The sequence below is a fragment of the Vibrio sp. SCSIO 43132 genome, from assembly GCF_019904195.1.
Lineage (GTDB): Bacteria > Pseudomonadota > Gammaproteobacteria > Enterobacterales > Vibrionaceae > Vibrio > Vibrio nigripulchritudo.
Genome location: NZ_CP063199.1, coordinates 1,699,010 through 1,719,350 on the forward strand (window position 1 = coordinate 1,699,010; position 20,341 = coordinate 1,719,350).

At 47.0% G+C, this 20,341-nt stretch carries 16 protein-coding genes; 9 read left to right on the forward strand and 7 right to left on the reverse strand.

The genetic code is table 11. From position 1 onward, the window contains the following. Positions 1 to 109 precede the first annotated feature (109 nt). The 3 genes from torE to torA are packed head-to-tail and all read left to right on the forward strand — an operon-like array spanning position 110 to position 3,998. A complete protein-coding gene (torE, locus tag INR79_RS07685; RefSeq protein WP_004399531.1) occupies positions 110 to 286 on the forward strand; it encodes a trimethylamine N-oxide reductase system protein TorE in 177 nt (58 codons plus the stop codon). A 43-nt stretch (positions 287 to 329) separates the two neighbouring features. Next, positions 330 to 1,514, forward strand: coding sequence for a pentaheme c-type cytochrome TorC (gene torC, locus INR79_RS07690; RefSeq protein WP_004399529.1), 1,185 nt, complete (start codon positions 330 to 332; stop codon positions 1,512 to 1,514). A 21-nt stretch (positions 1,515 to 1,535) separates the two neighbouring features. Further along, positions 1,536 to 3,998, forward strand: coding sequence for a trimethylamine-N-oxide reductase TorA (torA, locus tag INR79_RS07695; RefSeq protein ID WP_004399528.1), 2,463 nt, complete (start codon positions 1,536 to 1,538; stop codon positions 3,996 to 3,998). 75 nt (positions 3,999 to 4,073) lie between these two features. On the opposite strand, the gene INR79_RS07700 is transcribed toward torA, so the two are convergent. Beyond that, the gene (locus tag INR79_RS07700; protein WP_004399526.1) at positions 4,074 to 4,256 is read right to left on the reverse strand and encodes a DUF1315 family protein; all 183 of its coding nucleotides are present in this window, start codon (positions 4,254 to 4,256) and stop codon (positions 4,074 to 4,076) included. Positions 4,257 to 4,258: 2 nt separating this feature from the next. Beyond that, entirely contained in the window at positions 4,259 to 5,461 is a 1,203-nt protein-coding gene (locus tag INR79_RS07705; protein WP_022600310.1) for a quinone-dependent dihydroorotate dehydrogenase, read from the reverse strand. Between the two features lie 358 nt (positions 5,462 to 5,819). Between INR79_RS07705 and INR79_RS07710 the strand changes: the two genes are divergently transcribed. The 5 genes from INR79_RS07710 to nagE all read left to right on the forward strand — a co-directional run bounded on the left by INR79_RS07710 (position 5,820) and on the right by nagE (position 12,843). Then, positions 5,820 to 6,725: a manganese-dependent inorganic pyrophosphatase gene (locus INR79_RS07710; protein ID WP_004399521.1), complete on the forward strand. Its 906-nt coding sequence runs from the start codon at positions 5,820 to 5,822 to the stop codon at positions 6,723 to 6,725. Between the two features lie 263 nt (positions 6,726 to 6,988). Then, entirely contained in the window at positions 6,989 to 9,046 is a 2,058-nt protein-coding gene (locus INR79_RS07715) for an NHL repeat-containing protein (protein WP_223096701.1), read from the forward strand. Positions 9,047 to 9,126: 80 nt separating this feature from the next. Continuing rightward, on the forward strand, positions 9,127 to 9,372 hold the full coding sequence (locus INR79_RS07720) for a hypothetical protein (protein WP_022550407.1): 246 nt from the start codon (positions 9,127 to 9,129) through the stop codon (positions 9,370 to 9,372). 12 nt (positions 9,373 to 9,384) lie between these two features. Continuing rightward, positions 9,385 to 11,022, forward strand: coding sequence for a methyl-accepting chemotaxis protein (locus tag INR79_RS07725; RefSeq protein ID WP_022592402.1), 1,638 nt, complete (start codon positions 9,385 to 9,387; stop codon positions 11,020 to 11,022). 369 nt (positions 11,023 to 11,391) lie between these two features. After that, a complete protein-coding gene (gene nagE / locus INR79_RS07730) occupies positions 11,392 to 12,843 on the forward strand; it encodes an N-acetylglucosamine-specific PTS transporter subunit IIBC (protein WP_223096702.1) in 1,452 nt (483 codons plus the stop codon). A 138-nt stretch (positions 12,844 to 12,981) separates the two neighbouring features. On the opposite strand, the gene INR79_RS07735 is transcribed toward nagE, so the two are convergent. Next, entirely contained in the window at positions 12,982 to 13,788 is an 807-nt protein-coding gene (locus INR79_RS07735; protein WP_223096703.1) for an alpha/beta hydrolase, read from the reverse strand. Positions 13,789 to 13,954: 166 nt separating this feature from the next. On the opposite strand from INR79_RS07735, the gene INR79_RS07740 reads away from it, so the two are divergent. Further along, on the forward strand, positions 13,955 to 15,619 hold the full coding sequence (locus tag INR79_RS07740; RefSeq protein WP_223096704.1) for a winged helix-turn-helix domain-containing protein: 1,665 nt from the start codon (positions 13,955 to 13,957) through the stop codon (positions 15,617 to 15,619). Here INR79_RS07740 and INR79_RS07745 read toward each other — a convergent pair. From INR79_RS07745 to INR79_RS07760, 4 genes are read right to left on the reverse strand one after another with little or no spacing between them, the layout of a single operon-like run. Then, entirely contained in the window at positions 15,616 to 16,329 is a 714-nt protein-coding gene (locus INR79_RS07745; RefSeq protein ID WP_223096705.1) for a glutamine amidotransferase-related protein, read from the reverse strand. The genes INR79_RS07740 and INR79_RS07745 overlap by 4 nt on opposite strands. Before the next feature lie 17 nt (positions 16,330 to 16,346). After that, entirely contained in the window at positions 16,347 to 17,513 is a 1,167-nt protein-coding gene (locus INR79_RS07750; protein ID WP_223096706.1) for an iron-containing alcohol dehydrogenase, read from the reverse strand. Next, positions 17,513 to 18,904, reverse strand: a complete 1,392-nt coding sequence (locus INR79_RS07755; protein ID WP_223096707.1) for an aldehyde dehydrogenase family protein — start codon at positions 18,902 to 18,904, stop codon at positions 17,513 to 17,515. Before INR79_RS07755 ends, INR79_RS07750 begins: the two co-directional genes overlap by 1 nt. A gap of 22 nt (positions 18,905 to 18,926) precedes the next feature. Beyond that, positions 18,927 to 20,294, reverse strand: coding sequence for a glutamine synthetase family protein (locus tag INR79_RS07760; protein WP_223096708.1), 1,368 nt, complete (start codon positions 20,292 to 20,294; stop codon positions 18,927 to 18,929). Positions 20,295 to 20,341 lie beyond the last annotated feature (47 nt).

A 20,341-nucleotide genomic window follows, 5' to 3' on the forward strand; every position in this document is an offset into this window, starting at 1 on the left:
TTGAATCGTAAGATTCGATCGTTCTAAAATTTCTCATTATAAGTTGTAGGTGTATTGGGTTTATCGAACCGAGTACAGACAAAAATATCACTTAATAGCAGGCAAATGTATGAGTAATGTTAACAAAGTGGAGTCTAAAGAATCCCGCTCTTTGGAGTGGAAGTCTTTCCTCCTCATTACCGTAGTTCTCTTTCCCGTTCTTAGCGTCATGTTTGTCGGCGGTTACGGGTTTATTGTGTGGATGCTACAGGTCTTTTTCTTAGGGCCTCCAGGTGCACACGGCTAAACGAAACCACCATCTGAACGAAGAATTTTAAAGAGAACAAATCATGAAATCGTTTATCGTAAAAATCTGGCGCACTATGACTCGCCCTGCGGTACACATCAGCCTGGGTGTACTGACAATGGGTGGTTTTATTGCTGGCATCATCTTCTGGGGTGGTTTTAACACTGCACTGGAAGCGACCAACACAGAAGAGTTCTGTATCAGCTGTCACACCATGCGTGACAACGTGTATCAGGAGTTGCAGGAAACCGTCCACTGGAAAAACCACTCTGGTGTACGTGCTACTTGCCCTGACTGTCACGTTCCTCATGAATGGACGGCGAAAATCGCGCGTAAAATGCAGGCTTCAAAAGAAGTCTTCGCACAAATTTTTGGCGACCTGGATACCCCAGAGAAATTTGAAGAGCGCCGTATCGAGCTGGCAAAGCACGAATGGGATCGTTTCTCTGCAAACAAATCTCTGGAGTGTAAGAACTGCCACAACTACGAATCGATGGACTTCGACAAGATGAAACCAGCGGCTCGTATTCAAATGAAAAACGCCGCAGAGCGCGACCAGAGCTGTCTGGACTGTCACAAAGGCATTGCTCACAGCCTGCCGAAAAACATGGACAGCTCAGGTGGTCTGATTGGTGAGCTGGAGCAGTTGGCTTCAAGCACCGATTACTCAGCGGGTAACGCTATCACCAGCGTGCGTCATCTGCCTATGTATGAAGATGCAGCAATGACTAAAGAAGCGGGTCTTCTAAACCCTGCATCCACTGTGAAAGTGGTGGATGAGAAAGGTGACGCCGTTCAGGTTGAAATTTCAGGCTGGCGTAAAGCAAAAGGCTTTGGTCGCGTTATTCAGGAAGACTTTGGTTTGAACATCGCAGTGGGTTCATTGCTAAAAGAAACTGCAACCAACGAAGACTTAGTGAAGACGTTTGAAACCAAAGAAGACGAGTTGACTGGTCTGCCTTGGCAGCGTGTGGAAACCAAACTTTGGATGGAGAAAACGGCGATGCTGGGTGACGTGACACCGATTTGGGACAAAGCGAGAGAAGCTTACCAAACCAACTGTTCGGTATGTCATACCCAACCAGACGAAGCTCACTTCACAGCTAATGGCTGGCCGGGCATGTTCAACGGTATGCTCGCATTCGTGAACTTTGATAAAGACAGTGAAGCACTGGTATTGAAATACCTACAGAAGCACTCTTCAGATTTTGCTGAAGGTCACCACTAAGCGTCAGTCGGAGTATAAGAAATGGCTATTACACGAAGAAGTTTTCTTAAAGGTGTTGCAACAACAAGCGCCGCATCTGTGATTGGTCCAAGCTTATTGGCATCAGCTTCAGCAAATGCAGCGGAAACAACAGGAACCTGGAAAGTATCCGGTTCTCACTGGGGCGCGTTTCGCGCCCACATCTACGGCGGTAAAGTACAAGAAATCAAACCGCTGGAGATGGATTCGCACCCAACAGATATGATCAACGGCATTAAGGGCATCATTTACAGCCCATCTCGTGTTCGTTATCCGATGGTGCGTCTCGACTGGCTGAAAAAGCACAAATACAGCGCAGACACACGCGGTAACAACCGCTTTATTCGCGTAACGTGGGATGAAGCGTTAGACCTCTTCTACCGCGAGCTTGAGCGTGTTCAGAAAGACTATGGTCCATGGGCACTGCACGCAGGTCAGACTGGCTGGCGTCAGACGGGTCAGTTCCACAGCTGTACCAGCCACATGCAGCGCGCAGTGGGCATGCACGGTAACTACATCACCAAAGTAGGGGACTACTCGACAGGTGCAGGTCAAACCATCATGCCTTACGTTCTGGGCTCTACAGAAGTTTATGCACAAGGCACATCCTGGTCTGAAATTCTGGAAAACAGCGACAACATCATCTTGTGGGCAAACGATCCAGTGAAAAACCTACAGGTTGGCTGGAACTGTGAGACTCATGAGTCGTTCCCTTACCTTGAGCAGCTTAAAGAAAAAGTCGCCAAAGGTGAGATTAACGTTCTGTCGGTTGACCCAGTGAAGAACAAGACTCAGCGCTACCTGCAAAATGATCACATGTACATCAATCCGATGACTGATGTGGCGTTTATGCTGGCCGTCGCACACGTGCTTTACAAAGAAGATTTGCACGATAAAGAGTTCATCAAGACATATTGCTTGGGCTTTGACCCATTCATTCAATATGTTCTGGGTGAAACCAAAGACAAGATCGAGAAAACCCCAGAGTGGGCGGCAGAAATCTGTGGTGTAGAAGCAGATAAGATTCGCGAATTTGCCCGCATGCTGGTCAGCGGCCGTACTCAAATCCTGATGGGCTGGTGTATTCAGCGTCAGGAGCACGGCGAGCAACCATACTGGGCGGCGGCGGTAGTCGCAGCTATGGTGGGTCAAATCGGTCTTCCGGGTGGTGGTATCTCCTACGGACACCATTACTCTGGTATCGGTGTGCCTTCTACAGGGTTTGCGGCTCCGGGTGGTTTCCCTCGTAACCTTGACCAGGGTATGAAGCCAAAGTGGGACAACAAGGATTTCAACGGCTACAGCCGAACCATTCCTGTTGCTCGTTGGATTGACTGCTTGCTCGAACCGGGCAAAGAGATCCGCTACAACGGCTCTAAGGTCAAACTGCCAGATTACAAAATGATGGTGATTTCAGGGAACAACCCGTGGCACCACCATCAGGATCGCAACCGCATGAAGAAGGCGTTCCGCAAGCTTCAAACTGTTGTAACCATTGAATTCGCATGGACAGCAACCTGTCGATTCTCTGATATCGTTTTGCCAGCTTGTACGCAATGGGAACGTAACGACATCGATGTGTACGGTTCATACTCTGGTCGCGGTTTAGTGGCGATGCAGAAGCTGGTGGATCCATTGTTCCAGTCTCGTACCGACTTCGACATCTTCACAGAGCTGACTCGTCGCTTTGGTCGTCACAAAGAGTACACACGCGGAATGGACGAAATGGAGTGGGTACGCTCGCTTTATGAAGACTGTCGCAACGCAAACAAAGCTAAGTTCGACATGCCTGAGTTTGATGAGTTCTGGGAGAAAGGGGTTCTGGACTTTGGTACAGGTAAGCCTTGGGTTCGCCATGCCGATTTCCGTAAAGACCCGGAAATTAATGCATTAGGCACGCCTTCTGGCTTCATTGAGATCTCGAGCCGAACCATTGGTCGCATGGGCTATGAGCACTGTCAGGACCACCCAATGTGGTTTGAGAAGACGGAACGTTCACACGGTGGTCCGGGTTCTGAAAAACACCCGTACTGGCTGCAGTCTTGCCACCCGGATAAGCGTTTACACTCGCAGATGTGTGAATCGGAAGAATTCCGCGCAACCTATGCAGTACAGGGGCGTGAGCCAGTGTACATTAACCCGGTGGATGCGAAGAAGAAGGGCATTAAAGACGGTGACCTGGTTCGTGTGTTCAACGACCGTGGTCAGCTAATGGCTGGTGCGGTGGTAACAGACAGCTTCCCTCAAGGCGTTATTCGTATTGAAGAGGGCGCTTGGTATGGACCTTTGAACGAGAAAGAAGGGGCGATCTGTACTTACGGTGACCCGAATACACTTACTCAGGACATCCCGACCTCTGAGCTGGCTCAGGCAACATCGGCGAATACCTGTATTGTGGACTTTGAGAAGTTCTCTGGTGAAGTGCCACCAGTGACCTCATTCGGCGGTCCAATTGAAGTTGCCTAAACAGTTGCGTTTGGAGCAATAAAAGAAAAAGGTTCGGTATTTACCGAACCTTTTTTAATGCTTGCAGGAAAGCCGTTATTGCAGAGCAGCAGTGGTTTGCGTTTCTCTGACTAAGATAGCGCGCTGTGCTGCTTCTTTCTGCTTGGCTGTCAGTAGCATGCCGTTACGCCAATAGCCTTTTCTTAAGGCACGTTTAAATTCTGAGTAAACCTCGTCGGGTAGACCATGTACGATAAGATTAAAGCTATTGCCGTTCATTATTAAGCTGCCTTGTCTTCCTGTTTCTGCAATTCAGTCGGTTTCAGCGGCGGTAGCGGGTTTCTGGAACCAACAGCTTCTTCAATAGAGTTGAAGCCATCTTGTTTCAGAAGTTGCACCAAGCCACGGTTAATTTCATTGATGTTCTGTGGACCATCGAAAATCATAGTCGTAATCATGTGAAGCAGGCTTGCTCCAGACGTGATTTTTTCGTAAGCGTCTCGTGCACTGAACACGCCACCCACACCAATGATAGTGATTTCGCCACGTGTACGACGGTAAACATGACGAATAACGTTAGTAGAAATACGCTGAAGTGGTAAGCCACTCATGGCGCCTTTTCCTTTCGGAAGTTTACCTTGTGCTGAAGGGTATTCTTCTGGAAGGTGCTCTTCGTTACCCTCCGGTTTCGCAAGGTTAGTCAGAACCACACCTTCCATTCCATGTTCTACACAGGCATCAACAATAATGTTGATCTCTTCAAGAGACATATCTGCCGCAAGTTTCACGTAGATTGGTCGGTCCGTCAGTGGACGAATTTCTTCGTTCACAGCGGTTAGTAGGGCATCTAGATTGCCTCTGTCGACGAAGGGTTCGCCATCCTGTGTGTTCGGACAACTGATGTTGATAGTGAAGTAATCACCGATGTCCTTAAAAGCACGCATGGTTTTCAGATAATCTTCAATAGAATCTTCAAGAACAAAATCTGGAGTAATGTTGGATTTCGCGGCGTTGATACCGACGCGCAGTGGACCGAAATCTACGTTAGCGAGTCGCTTAGCGATTTTTTCTGCGCCCTGGTTGTTCAGACCGTACCAGACTACGATGGCTTTGGACTTCACCATGCGGAAAAGACGACGACCAGGGTTACCCGGGCAGACTTCACCTGTGAATGAACCTAGCTCTGCCAATCCAAAACCCAGAGAAGGGTAAATTTTGGTTAGCTCACCATCTTTGTCGAAGCCAGCGGACAAGCCGACAGGGTTGCGGTAGGTAACGCCATCGACTTTGGTGTTCAGTGCCTGGTTTTCGTAATTAAAGAAAAAGCTCGTTAAAGCTCGCGTTAGACCATTGGAGCCCAGTGCAATACCGATTTTTTTCAGTGCGGAGTGCGCTTGCTCTGGTTCCATAAGAAAAATTAATGGGCGAACGATGCGATAGAGGACTCTCAGAATGAGGTTTCTCACGCCGATTAGGAAGCTCATGACTATCTATCCTTGTTATTGGTTGACTTTTTATTTGCTTTTCTCTGCATCAGCTTTTAGACATCAGACAGGAAAGCGTTTGTATTTGTAACCAAGAGTTACTTGGTATGTTATTAACTTTAAATAAATGATAATGCGAATGCAAATAATTATCATTTGTAAGGTTCTTAATTCTACAATCGTGACGAGTTACAAGTTTGACTGTGCAAAATGATGGAAATTAGTGTGATCTTGAATGACTTTTTCGTTCATTAAGGTAAAGTAACCACTTTTGAAAAATCGACCATCACTGACTGATTTAATCAATCGAGGTTTTACAGTGAAGGTGAGGGCAAACTTGAAGTAATTAGGAAGCGAAATGATTCTAGTTGTTGGTCACAAAAATCCGGATACGGACAGCATTTGTAGTGCAATTGTTACTGCGGAGCTATTAAAAGCACGTGGACTTGAAGCAAAAGGCATTCGTCAGGGCGAAATCAACCGCGAAACTCAACACGTTCTTGAGGTTGCTGGTGTGGATCAACCTGAACTGCGTACATCAGTTGCGGGCGAAAACATTTGGTTAGTCGACTACACTGATTTGGCTCAGGCACCGGACGATATCGGTGAGTCAGAAATCTTAGGTATTGTTGACCATCACCGTCTGGGTGATGTGATGACAGTGAACCCGCTGGAAGCTTGGATCTGGCCAGTAGGTTGCACATGTACTATCCTGTACGCACTGTTCAAAATGGAAGAAACAGAAATCACTAAGCCACTGGCAATCATGATGATGTCTGCAATTTTGTCTGACACTGTCGGTTTCGCTTCTCCAACTTGTACACAAAAAGATAAAGATGCGGTTTACGCTCTGGCTGAAATTGCAGGTGTTGAAGACCTGGATCAGTTCATCAAAGATCTTCTGATTGCAAAAACGAACATCGAAGGTTTGTCTGCAACTGAACTTGTCGATAAAGATCTGAAAGCATACCCATTCAATGGTCGTGATGTTGTTGTTGGTCAGGTTGAACTGGCTACTCTTGAGCAAGTAGACGGCATGATTGAATCTCTTGAGCAAGATCTAGAGCGTCGTTGCCAGGAAGAAGGTTTGGCATTTGCTGCAGTAATGCTTACCGACATCACTACTTCTCAAACTCATCTAATTTACAAAGGCGAGTGGGCAGAAAAACTGGTTAAGCACGAGAAAGACGGCGTTTTAATGATGGAAAACACATTAAGCCGTAAGAAGCAGGGCTGGCCTTGGCTTCAGACTGAACTCGCGTAACTCTTTATTAATTATAAAGTTAATAAACCGGAGCCTTGGCTCCGGTTTTTTTATGCTCGTCATTTCGATTGAAAAATATGACGTTAGTATGAAATCTTCAATAAATTCGACTTTTACCACGTTCTTGACTGGCGACTTACCTACTAGCTGCTACGTTTTTATGAGTCAGTACGCATAAAAATATAAATCATTGTATCCCCAAGTAATCTGTTGCGAACAAATTCAGATACTCGGAAAAACAAGAATTTTACAGGCTAGGAATTATGGGAATCGCATATCACAGTTATATCGGCACAACCGTCGATACGTTGCCGCAGTTGCCTTGTTCGGCGAGCGGTCACCTCTCTCTAAATACGCCAGTTGGCAGTTGCGTAGATCGCTTCGGTCGCATTTGGTTAGCAGACACCGCACACAACCGAGTGCTGATTTTCGATTCTGATATGGATCAGATTCTTGCCTCTTTTGGCACTGTAGGCACGGGTCCCCAGCAGTTCAATATGCCGTTCAGGTTACTAGCTCATCCCGATAAAAATCGAGTGTACGTTACCGATATTGGTAATTTTCGGGTTCACATCCTCGAATACTCAGAAAACCTGGGTATCAAATCCATAAAAGTTTTTGGTAACGAGCCAGAAGTTGATCTTAAAGGTCCTAATGGCATTGTCGTCCATGATGGAAAAGTCTGTGTCGCTGATGAATTTTATGAGGGACTGGATAGCCAGTCTCGTCTCGTCGTTTTTAGCGAAGACGGGGACTTTGAATACACCATCGACGAAATAAAACCAGAAAACGGTGGCGAGCCTGTCCACTTGCTGTGGCCACAAGGGCTTAGCTTGGACAAGCAAGGCAACATCTACATTGCCAATACAGGCTTTGCGACCGTTGTTCGTTGTGACTGGCAAGGTAATGGCATCGTATTCAGTGAACGAGACAAGTGCTATATCGACGGATTGGATTTGTCTCGCGGTGTCTCCGTGATCCAGAACCGGGTCTTGATTCCGGGTGGAGGTCCTAACGTTATCGCTGTCTATAACTTAGATGGGCGGTTTATGGGTAATCTGGATGGGTTTTTCGCCCCTGTTCAGATTACGGAATTTACCGAATCGCAGACCATGTTGATTACAGAGCCGTTTCTTGCGTCTCTGCAAAAGCACAAAATCAACCTGTCTACTCTGAAAGGCGGCAAAACTCGCGCAACTAAAGTACTCAAATCCATTGGCGATGAACGAGACAATCCGGGTCAGCTCCATTTTGTGACCTCTGTTGTCGGAGACGTCACCAATACTCAGCCCGGATATTCTGGCAATGCGCCAGCATTTCAAAATTGGGTGGAACAGCAGCTTTCGATTCAGGATCAAATATTAAAAGCCATGCAGCCAGCGGGTATCCCTTCCTGGTTGAGTATCGCTTTGTCGGCACAAACAGAATGGGTTCAAAGATGGCAACAAACCATGATCCGCATTTTCCTGAATGACAAATTTGAAGACCCGGAAGATTTACTCTGGATGGTGGATGCAGGTAACTATCAACTGCAAGCAACAGAAGATGGCAAGAGCAACTCTGCCAGACCAATCAGCCTGCCAATGCTTCCTGGCTCTTTGGGGATTGCAGCACTTACGCCAAGTAAGCCACTACCGGGTCAAATGGACCCTGAAGTTCCGCTGCTGGTCGTAAGCAACTACTTGAGTGGCATTGTTACGATACTTCAGTACAACGATGTGTTGGGCGAGCTGGTGCCTTACACCGTCTTTGGCGGATTAGGAGCCGGCGAAGAGCAGTTGAACAAGCCTCAGGGCATCGCGATAGACCCAACGAACAATGACATCTTAATTGCCGATTCCGGCAATAACAGAATTTGCCGCTGGAGGCTGTCAGAAACAGGATCCGCCGGGTTGGTTCATACGTTCGGGAAATTAGGGTCTGAGCACGAAGAATTCCATACTCCATCAGACATTACGGTTGATGCCAGCGGCACCTGTTTCATTACGGATCAAAATAACAATCGCATAGAAGTCTATGGTCAGGACGGAAAATGGATTCGCAGTTTCGGTAAAGAAGGGTATGGAACAGATAACGACAACTTCCTGCTTCCTACCAGCATCGATCACGAGAATGGCTACTTGTTTGTGTCTGATCTCGTGAACAGAGCAATAAAGATCTTCAACTGCTCAGGTGAGTATGTGGAATCGTTCAGCGGTTTTGGCGCAGACAGAGAGAAAGGACAGTTATGGCTGCCTTATCTCCTGCACGTGAAAAATAGCAAAGTCTATTTACCAGACTGTGCATTGAACAGAGTGAACGTATACAAGTTTAACATTTAACAATACCTGTATGAGGCTATGACTGGACCGTAATTAATTGAACATAGCAGGCAGTACAGATACAACGTCAGGGGTTAGGTATGAATAGTGTATTCAAGCGTGCACAGGGGAAAAAACTGTCGCATCGAAAGGCACAAGACTCAAGCGGCGTCTGCGAGAAGTCAGAAGCGGATTCTCGTCAGCTGCTTCAGCAGTTTCAGGATGTTATCCAACATTTTGAAGAAAACGCAAAGGACGAAGACAAATGCAGAGATGCACTTCGTAAGTTGTACGAAAGCCATGAGTCCTGCTTTTCCAGTCAGAAAGTGACTGGTCCGCATGAGTAACAGGGAGGCACTATGAATTTTTCATTTAAAAACGCGTCAATCAGTTCCCGAGCGCGGATGATTCTGGTTCTGTTTGCTATTGGTTTGATTGCCAACTCACTTCTGGATGCTTCCAAAACGAAAACACACATGCGAGCCAATTATGAGCGTGGCGTTCAGCAAATCGTTGAAGGCGCGGTCGGTGTTCTTGGTTATTACCATGAGCAAAGTGTTAATGGCGCACTTTCCAAAGACGAAGCTCAGCGTCTGTCGCTGGAAGCGATTTCAGCAATGCGGTTTGATAATGGCAACTACATCTTTGTTGCGGATAAAGACGGTATACAGCTCGCTTCAGGTCTGAAAAGGCTGCTTGGGACGAACATTCTGCCGCTTAAGGACGGCAACGGGAAACTGTTCGTAGAAGAGCTTTACGCTACAGGTAAGCAGGGAGGAGGCTTTGTTGATTACATGTGGAAGACTTCTCCGGACGCAACAGAGCTGTCGCCTAAAACAAGTTATGCCGATTACTTCCACCCGTGGGGCTGGATGATAGGTACAGGTATTAACATGGATGCGCTGGAAAAAGACATCCAGGAATCGCAAATGATTTCCCTGATGAACGCGGGTATGGTGCTGGTGATTCTTTCTGCATTGATCGTCTACTTCGTAAGGAGTATTACTGAGCCTATCAACAGCACGGTTTCGGCAATGAAAGATCTTTCCAGCGGAGAAGGGGACCTTACCCAACGTCTGAAGGAAGAAGGCAGCCAGGAGTTGATTGAGCTGGCTCAGTACTTCAATCGCTTCGTGAGTTCGATTCAGGACATCATGAGAGGAGTCAGTGATGCGGGGACTCAGTTAGCTGCTTCCGCGAACCAATTGTCATCTTCTGTTTCATCGGTGGACGTGAATCTGAATCAACAGCAGAGTGACACGGAGCAACTCGCTGGTGCAATGAGCGAAATGCTCACGGCTGTTGAGGAAGTGGCAGGAAGAACCGTTGACGCATCCGACTTTAGTGTCAAAGCTGCGAAACAGACGGAAGAGAGCCTGGATATAATTCAGCGTAATATTCGAGAGTCGCAACTTCTGGCAGAAGACATCGGTGAGGCGAGCCAGGTGATCAGCCAGCTAGCCACTGACAGCCGCAACGTAGACACCGTTTTGGAAGTGATTCGTGGCATTGCTGAGCAAACCAACCTACTTGCGCTTAATGCCGCGATAGAAGCCGCTCGTGCAGGTGAAGCAGGGCGCGGGTTTGCTGTGGTTGCCGATGAGGTTCGAACGCTCTCCTTAAGGACACAAGAATCAACCATTGAAATTCAAACCATTATTGAGAAACTTCAGGCGGGAGCTGAGCAAGCCGTTGGCGTAATGAGAAAGGGGGCCGATAAAGCAACCAATACCTCAGAAATTTCCTCTTCAGCGGGTGATGCTCTGAATGAAATAGCTCAGGAAGTTCATGCGATTCAGGGAATGAATCAGCAGATTTCTGCGGCCACTGAAGAGCAAACTCTTACCGTCAATAGCATCAACCAAAATGTCTCTAGTCTGAATGATGGCTCAACGTCACTCGCCAGTGAATCGACACAAATGGCAGCGGCAAGTGAAGAGCTGAGTCAGGTATCGGAAGATATGATGCGTATGATCAACCGATTTAAGCTCGCTTAATTCTCATCTCAAAATTGAAAAGTCGAAGCTGTTGCTTCGGCTTTTTCTTTATCTTTCTTATAGATAAGTAATGCCCATCGCATTGAGTAGAGCAAAGTGACTCTAATTTTTGTTTCAAAAATGTAAGAGTATTTCGCTAAAAAGAGATAACTAAGATTGATTTATAATTCTGATAAATCGTTGTTAATTGGTTGTTACGCCTGATGAAAATACATTATTTAGATAAAAATATCAATAAACTCACGCTTATTAGTGATATTTTTATCGATATTAGTGACACTAGGCACAATAGTGAAGAGTTTTTTTGCGCAGTAAAATTACATTCGTAAAATCCGCCGAAGATTTTTTAAAAGCTTCGTGAGGTATCGAGTGAGCGTATTAGGTTATATGCAGAAAGTAGGTAAGGCACTTATGGTGCCAGTAGCTACTTTACCTGCAGCAGCGATTTTAATGGGTGTGGGTTACTGGCTTGATCCTGTGGGTTGGGGCAGTGAAAGTATTCTGGCAGCATTTTTGATTAAGTCTGGCGGCGCCATCATCGAAAACATGGCCGTAATATTCGCCGTAGGTGTGGCATTTGGCTTATCAAAAGACAAAGATGGCTCTGCAGCTCTTTCTGGTTTTGTTATGTGGCTTGTCGTCACAACACTCCTTTCTATGGAATCGCTTGCGCAACTTCAAGGCATTTCAGCCGAAGATGTAAACTCGGCGTTTAAAAACGTTGATAACCAGTTCGTGGGTATCATCGTTGGTATTATTTCTGCAGAAATCTACAACCGCTTCTCTCACGTCGAGCTACCAAAATTCCTGGCTTTCTTCAGTGGTAAGCGCCTTGTGCCTATCCTGACTTCAATTGCAGGTATGGTTCTGGCGTTCATCCTGATGACAGTATGGCCAATCATCTTCGGTGCACTACTGACATTGGGTACGTCTTTGCAGGAGCTTGGTCCTCTTGGTGCAGGTCTGTTTGGTTTCTTTAACCGTCTGTTCCTGTCGGTTGGTATGCACCATGCGCTTTACCCTGTGTTCTGGTTCGATGTAGTAGGCATCAATGACATTCCTAACTTCCTTGGCGGCGCACAGTCAATCGCGAACGGTACTGCAACACCAGGCGTAACGGGTATGTACCAGGCTGGCTTCTTCCCAATCATGATGTTTGGTCTTCCTGCTGCTGCTCTGGCGATTTACCACAGCGCAGACAAGAAAAACAAAGGGAAAGTATTCTCTGTAATGCTGGCAGCAGGTGCGGCGTCTTTCTTCACAGGTATCACAGAGCCTCTAGAATTCTCATTCATGTTCCTGGCACCTGTTCTGTTTGTTATTCACGCAATCCTGACAGGTATCAGCCTATTCATCGCAGCCTCTATGCAGTGGATGGCAGGCTTTGGTTTCTCTGCAGGTCTGGTGGACTTCGTTCTGTCTAGCCAAAACCCACTTGCGACTCAGTGGTATATGCTGATTGCTCAAGGTCTGGTGTTTGGTGTGCTTTACTACGTGATCTTCCGTTTTGCTATCGTGAAGTTCAACCTTAAGACTTTGGGACGCGGTGAAGAAATGGCAGAAGAAGGCGAAGGCGACATCAGTGCTCTTGCTGCTAAGTACATTGAAGAGCTGGGCGGTAAAGAGAACCTGGTTACTATCGATAACTGCATCACTCGTCTGCGTCTTGAAGTGAAAGACACAGCAAACATTAACGATGAAGCGCTAAAAGCACTGGGTGCTGCTGGTGTAGTGAAACTGGGTAAAACTTCTATTCAGGTTATCGTTGGTGTCGGTAAGGTTGATAAAGTTGCTGCGGCAATGAAAAACCTGACCGCATAAGAATTTTGTTCGGCTAGAGTTCCCCCTATATAACTTGAATTGCGATTAGTCACCGCTTGCCGAACAGATCAATTTAAGCCCTGATTCCGAAAGGAGTCAGGGCTTTTCTTCTTTAGGGCGAACTACTGCCTTTGGCGATCAGTCAGATGCCACATTCTCAACAATTCCATCTAATATCATCGCTAACTCTTTTGCATTGGTCAGCATAGGTAAGTGACCGGTTTGTAAAGAATAAACACTATGAATATTTAATGAGTTTGCGATTTTTAGCTGCGATTCAAGAGAAATGATTTTGTCTTGATTAGCGAACACGTAGTGCTTCGAAATTCGGTCCAGTTCCGCTTTGCCGTATTTCACAGCTTCTTCCCCGATATGAGCAGGCTCATCAATGGCTAATTTACGCAGCTGCCTTGTCTGACCTGATGATGCATCCTGCGCAAAGGTGGCGTTAAAGTGCGTCCAATCCCGAATTTCCATGCGATGGTTATTTTCGTTGTAACTCACCCCTTTGAAGTAATGTTTTTCGTCGTCGGCGTTTAGGGAAGCAAAAGCACTCTCTCCTACGAGTGGAGCGACCGAGGTGATGTAGGTGATGGATTTAATGGATTGAGAAGGGCAGATGCCAATCGCGGAATGAACCACAGCTCCGCCCTGACTGTGCGCAGCAAAATGAATGTTACCTTCTAGCGAGCGAATGTTTTCGCAAAGTGATTTAGCTGAATTGCTTAGCCCAATTTTGGACGCGTCCTCACCTGTATTTCGACCGGGTAAGTTTACCGCTAACACGTTAACGTCAGAAGATAAGTAGCTTGAAACAGGCTTCCAGGATCTGGCATCGAAGTGAGCTCCGTGAACAAAAACTAAATTCTCCGTAGCGATAGACTTCGACGAAAAGATCAATGCAGAGAGTAATAATCCAGTGCATAATTTTACCGATTGATTCATGACCGACTCCTTGTTGTCTGGTCATTTCAAGGTGTTTGTTTTCAGCACTGAGCTCAATTCAAATGGTTAAAAATCGCATCAAATCAAAGACAAAGGATGACAAATTTTATCAAATTTAGTGATTTGTAGCGTTGAAAGGTAAAAACCAGCGCGTTAGGCTGCGGGTGTGAACAATCAGGGATACGGGAAAAGGCGAAGTGTGATTCAGTTCGGTGAGTTTAGATTTGACGCAACATCAGGGAAACTCTTCAAAGAAGAAGAGCCCATTACGATAAGAAACAAAGTAGCACAGCTGTTGGCATTTTTTATCGAGAACCCAGACAGGATCATTTCAAAAGATGAGTTGCTTGAAGCGTTATGGGTCAACGGCGAATACCGGGAACGATCACTTTCTCAAAGCGTTCTGGAGCTCAGAAAATTGCTCGGTGACTCTGCATCTAACCCAAAATTTATCCGGACGATTCCCAATCAGGGATACAAATGGATAGCTGAAATCGCGCCGTTTAAACAACCTGATTCTAAATCTGCAAACAAAAAACTCACTCTGTTGCTACCTCTATGCATTGTATTAACCTTGGTTGCCGCTTTCTGGCTGGTTACTGGCAAGGACAAAATAGACTTTTCCCATCAGAGCATCAAAGTTGCAGTGCTGCCTTTCCATAACGCGACTCCCTTGGACTCCTACGACTGGGTGGAATATGGGCTCAGCGATATGCTGGCGACCGACTTGATGCTCTACCCAGACATACAAGTTTTCCCACCGAGTCAGATTGGTGCTCATGAGACGGATATTTCAAACTGGTCCGGCGAAGAGTTTAAGCGTTTGGAATTGGATGCCATTGTTTATGCCTCTGTCACCATGAAGGAAGAAGGGCAATCCATTGAATACACCATTCTTGATAAACACTTAGCTCGCCAGACTGGCTCCATAACCAAATCGGATCTGGCGCTCAGCATGCCGGGGATCGCCTCTACGATTCTTCAACAACTTCGTCCAGAAGAAGCGTTGAATACATTGGCGGAATACGATTTTGAAGTCAGCGCGATGCACGAATATGCGAAAGGGCAGCAAGCCCTAAGCCAGAGAGGGTGCCTGCTTGCTCAACACTATTTCGCCGCTTCCAGCATTATCGATGCTAGCCACGAATGGAGTGCGCTACAAAGGGCAATATGCATGGTGGATGTGGGTGAGCGGCTGTCTGCACAACCTAAGCTGGAATATCTTCTGGAACGTTCTCAAGACCCAATTGTGCTCTCGCTTTCCCACCTTTGGTTGGCTGAAATCCACATGAGAACGGGGAATTTGGACAAAGCACTCTGGCACGTAACCCAAAGTAATTATGGCGAGACAATTCAATCGAATTATTCCTGGTATGTTCAGGCATTAAAAACGGAGTATTACGTTCAGTATCTAAGCGGAAACATCCCTGTTCAGGACAACAAAGAAAAGGGGCTTACCATTTCTTTTGAAGATGTTCCATCATGGCACACTTTCAGGGATGCGAATTCCACTGATGTGAATGTACCGCCGTCAGAAAGTGTAGGTTTCCCGCAAAAGGTTCGCTCGCGTCTTGCACTGGCTCGTTCGGGCGAGCTGGACACTACAACCATAATCATGGCGCTGAATGAGGCTCTGGAAATGAATACCATGGTTGGTTCACAACGCAGTGAAAAAGAAATTCAGCTAGAAACCCTATATTGGCTTGAGCGTTCAAATCAGAAACTGAAAGCTCAGGAAGTCATCAAGGTGCTTCGTGCTGAACTTCTGTCTAAACCCGATTATCTGGTACAGAGAGAGTTGGAAAATATTCTCAATCTGTTTGAACGCTAGCTTTTCAAAGACTCACAAATAAAATTCAGCATCCACTGTGTGACCAGCAATCCATCGGTTGGTAATTTAAGCGACGCGATACCTTTTTCCTGAACGGATTTAGGTATCGAATCCTTTCTGATCTCAATCAACGCTTTGGAGTAGGGAGCACAAAATTCTGGGTGTGCCTGAATTCCAAGCGAAGTTTTTCCTACCAACATTATTGAAACAGGGCAGAAATCATTGCCCGCAATGACTTGTCCATCATCCGGCATGGAAATCACCTGATCCTGATGGCTGACCAGCAAGTTGATCTGCTGCTGAAATGGTTCCATCCAAGGCTGAGGAATGAAAACCTTGGTAACGGCAGTGCCTACACCCCAGCCGACTTCAGCGCGGGATACTTCTCCCCCCAACGCTTTTGCCAGCATTTGGTGACCAAAGCATATCCCAATGAATGGAATGTGAGCCTGATGGATCTCGCGCACTAACGATTCCATATCGTTTATCCACGGATCGTTGTCCATCACACCAGACTTACTGCCCGAGGTAATGTAGGCATCACACTCTGTAATGTCTTCAGGAAACTGCCGATGATTTACCCAGTAAAAAGCGAGTTCAATAGAGTCGTCTACTGCATGCAGAAGTCGGCTGAACATTTCCTTGTAGTTTCCATGCTCGGGTTCCAGAGCTGGGTTTACATCGTCACAGATTAATATGCAAATTTTCATTGCCATCACCGTTATGGTTATTGTTGTATTTTCTGACCTGTCAGCGCATGCACAAATAGCTGAGAGTACTCTTCTGCTGTAAATAGTATGGGGTTACCACCTGCGGCTGCATCCTGAACCGCTAGTTGCCCAACTTTTTCAACTTCATCGCCCGTGATGCCAATTTCAGCCAGTGTATGTGGTATCGCCAGTGTTTTTCGCATGCTCAGAATCCAGTTGTTTACCGCGTCAAAGCCCGGAGATTGAAGCGAAAGCGCACGCGCTAAAACCACCATTTTGTCTTCGATTTCGCTGCGGTTAGCTTCCAGCACATACGGCATCAAAATCGCGTTCAGCAGCCCGTGGTGTTTGTCGTATAGCCCACCCAAGGTGTGGGCTAGGGCATGCATGGCTCCTAAGCCTTTCTGAAAAGCCGTCGCCCCCATGCTTGACGCCACCAGTAGCTGAGTTCGGGCATCGATGTCATCACCGTCTAAATAAGCTCGGTAGAGAAAGTGCTTAACAAGATTGATTGACTCGATAGCGATACCGTCCGCCATGGGATGGTATCCGGGAGCGCAGTATGCCTCCAAACTATGAGAGAGTGCATCCATTCCCGTTGCCGCCGTAATGTGCGCAGGTAAACCAACGGTCACCATTGGGTCGAGCAATACTTGCACAGGCATCATTTTGGGATGAAAAATGATTTTCTTGATGTGACTATCGGAGTCGGTGATCACCGAAGCGCGCCCGACCTCTGAACCCGTGCCAGCTGTTGTAGGTATAGCGATAACAGGTACAATTTTGCTCTCATCCGCTTGAGCCCAGTTGTCACCAACATCTTCAAAGCTCCAGAGAGGCAGACTCTGATTTGCGCAAAGGGCGATGGCTTTTGCCGCGTCCAGGCTAGAACCACCACCAAATGCGATGATCCCATCGTGATGACCTGCGTTGTAAGCATCAATGCCCAGATTCACGTTGGTGTCGGTCGGGTTTCCCTGAACATCGGCAAACACAGCAATCGCCAACCCCTTTTCTTCACAGTTCTTTATGGCGTTTATCACGATATCCATATCTGCCAGAAAAGGGTCAGTCACCAGAAGTGGAGATTGAATATTAAGTCTCTTACAGTGATCAGGAAGCGACTTTAGAACGTCTTTTCCAACACTGATGGCTGTCGGGTAGTTCCAGTTTGCGATGGTCATTAGCCTTCTCCCAGAGTTTTGATATGGAATGATTTAGGGCGGGTCAGCATTTCGAACCCTATGCTTGAAAGCGTGCAGCCACGACCGGAGTTTTTTACACCAGTCCATGCCAACTGGGGATCGAGATAGTCACAGCGATTGACAAAGAATGTTCCTGTCTCAATCTGTTCGCCTATCCGGGCTCCGGTTAGCGCGTCTTTAGTGAAAACTGAGGCAGTCAGTCCGAACTCTGAATCGTTCATCAGCGAAATCGCCTCTTCGTCACTAGTTACGGACTGAATGCCGACAACTGGACCAAAGGACTCTTCGTTCATCACACTCATTGAATGGTTCACCTCTGTCAGAATCTGAGGTGCTAAATAAGGGGTTCCCTTTTGGCTCATCGGGAAAAGGTGTTCGTCTATGTGTGCCCTTGCACCTTGTGAAACGGCCTGCTTTATCTGTTCGCGCACAAAATCTGCGGCAGCGGTTTTAACCAGTGGCCCTAGTGTGGTCTCAGGATCTGTCGGGTCACCCAATGTGTATTCTTTTGCAAGTTCTACCGCTTTATCTACAAACTGGTCGTGAACGGACTCATGAACATAGATGCGTTCGATCCCACAACAGGATTGACCTGAATTGAAAAAGGCTCCGTCGACCAGTGTTTCTACGGCATGATCAAGATCGGCATCCGAACGAACATACGCCGGGTCTTTTCCGCCGAGTTCGAGACCGACACCAATAAACCGACCAGCCGCATTGCGTTCTACCATGGCACCGCCAGCTACAGAACCGGTAAAAGCAACGTAGTCGATACCGAGGCTCTGAATCATTTTTTCAGTGGACGCATGATCGGTATGAACAAACTGAAAAACGCCTTTTGGTAACCCAGTTCCTTCGAAAGCTTCCACTAATCGTTCAGCACAGAGCGGAGTTTGAGCCGAGTGCTTGATTATTACGCTGTTGCCAGCCAGTAAAGCAGGTATTACTGCATTGATAGCAGTGAGGTATGGGTAATTCCAAGGGGCGATGACCAGTACGTTTCCCACAGGAACGCGCTTTATGTATCGCGTAAATCCTGTTTTTTCAGGTAGTTCAATCGTTGCTAACGCATCATCAGCCTGCGCAATCATTGAGAGTGCTCGTTCCTCCACACCGAACACTTCGCCCTGTGTGTGAGCAATAGGTCGCCCCATCATTTGGGTAATTTCTTTCGCAATCTCTTCTTTATTGGCAACAAAATTCTCTATTGCCTGAGAGCAAATGGCTTTACGTTTCTCAAGCGAAGTGGCCTGCCATTCCTTTTGGCTAAGGCTGGCGCTGCTGATCACAGCCTGAATCTGTTCTGCGGTTGCCAGTTCTCGCGTCACGCACACTTTGCCATTGATCGGAGATAGGGTGTTCTGTTCCATGATGTCCTATACCTTTAGCCGTTTATATGATTTCGAAGTAGCGCTTCAGCTCCCAGTCGGTCACTGCTTTTCTGAATTCTCGTTCTTCCCATTCTCGGCTCGCCGCGAAATGGTCGACAAATTCATCGCCAAACATCTCCCTCGCGTGAGCAGAAGCTTTTAACCTTTGCGCTGCATCCCACAGAGTGCCCGGCAGTTTCAAATCTTCAGGAATGTTTTGTTCATAGGCATTACCTAAGATAGGTTCGCCGGGCTCCCATTTGTTTTGTATCCCGCACAAACCAGATGCCAATGCGGCGGCGAGAGCAAGATACGGGTTGCCATCAGCAGCACCAATTCGATATTCCACCCTCTGACTTTTGGCAGAACCCGGAATCACCCTGAGTGACGTTGTGCGATTTTCCACTGCCCAGGTAGAGTGGGTAGGTGCCCAGAAGCCGGGGATCATGCGTCTGTAGCTGTTAACCGTTGGTGCGACCATGCATAAGAAGTCAGGCATAAGTCTTTGTAAACCCGCAACAAAGTGACGCTGTAGCGTGCTCATGTTGTATTCGGTCTTAGGATCGTAAAAAGCGGAGCTGCCATCTTTGTTTTGCAAAGAAATATGTATATGACCACTTTGTCCGGGGTAATCGTTACTCCATTTCGCCATAAAGGTCGCCATAAGGTCATTTCGTTGAGCCAGCACTTTGGTGTAAGTTTTGAATAGGGCAGCTTTGTCCGAAGCACTCATGGCTTCATCAACTGCCAGAGCGGCTTCAATTACGCCGGGACCTGTTTCGGAATGAATGCCCTCAATGGGGAAGTCCATGCTTTCACCTAAATCGAGCAGTTGTTGGTACAGTTCCAGATAGGTGGAATTTCGGATCATCGAGTAGCCAAACCAGTCTGGGGTAATTGGCTCGAGGTCCTGATAATTCTTCTCTCGCACAGAGTGGGGCGTCTCATTGAAAACAAAAAATTCATATTCGAAGGCAGCAAAGGCGTTTAATCCTAGCTCGTCATATTTTTTCAATACGCGCGCTAAAGTACTTCTGGGGCAGACAGAGGATGCCTGTTCATCAAACTCGGCAATAAACAACAGCATGCCTTCTTCATCCAGCACATCTCGACAGGTTTCAGGCAGAATTCTGACAGGCGCATCTGGATAGCCTGTGTGCCATCCGGTGTAGGTGGTGTTGTCGTAGAGTTGGTCTTTGGCATCCCAGCCCAAAACCACATCGCAAAAGGCAAAGCCCTTATCCAGTGACGAGAAGAACTTGTCTTTCGACATGTATTTTCCGCGCATAATCCCATCGTTATCGAACAGCCCAACTTTGATGTGGCTTAGCCCACGTTCTTCAACAATTTTCTTGGCGTCTTCGATGGTTTTTACTGATCTTGCATCCATTTCCTGTTCCTCTGAGCACCGGCATTATCTGCCGGTGCGATACCCTG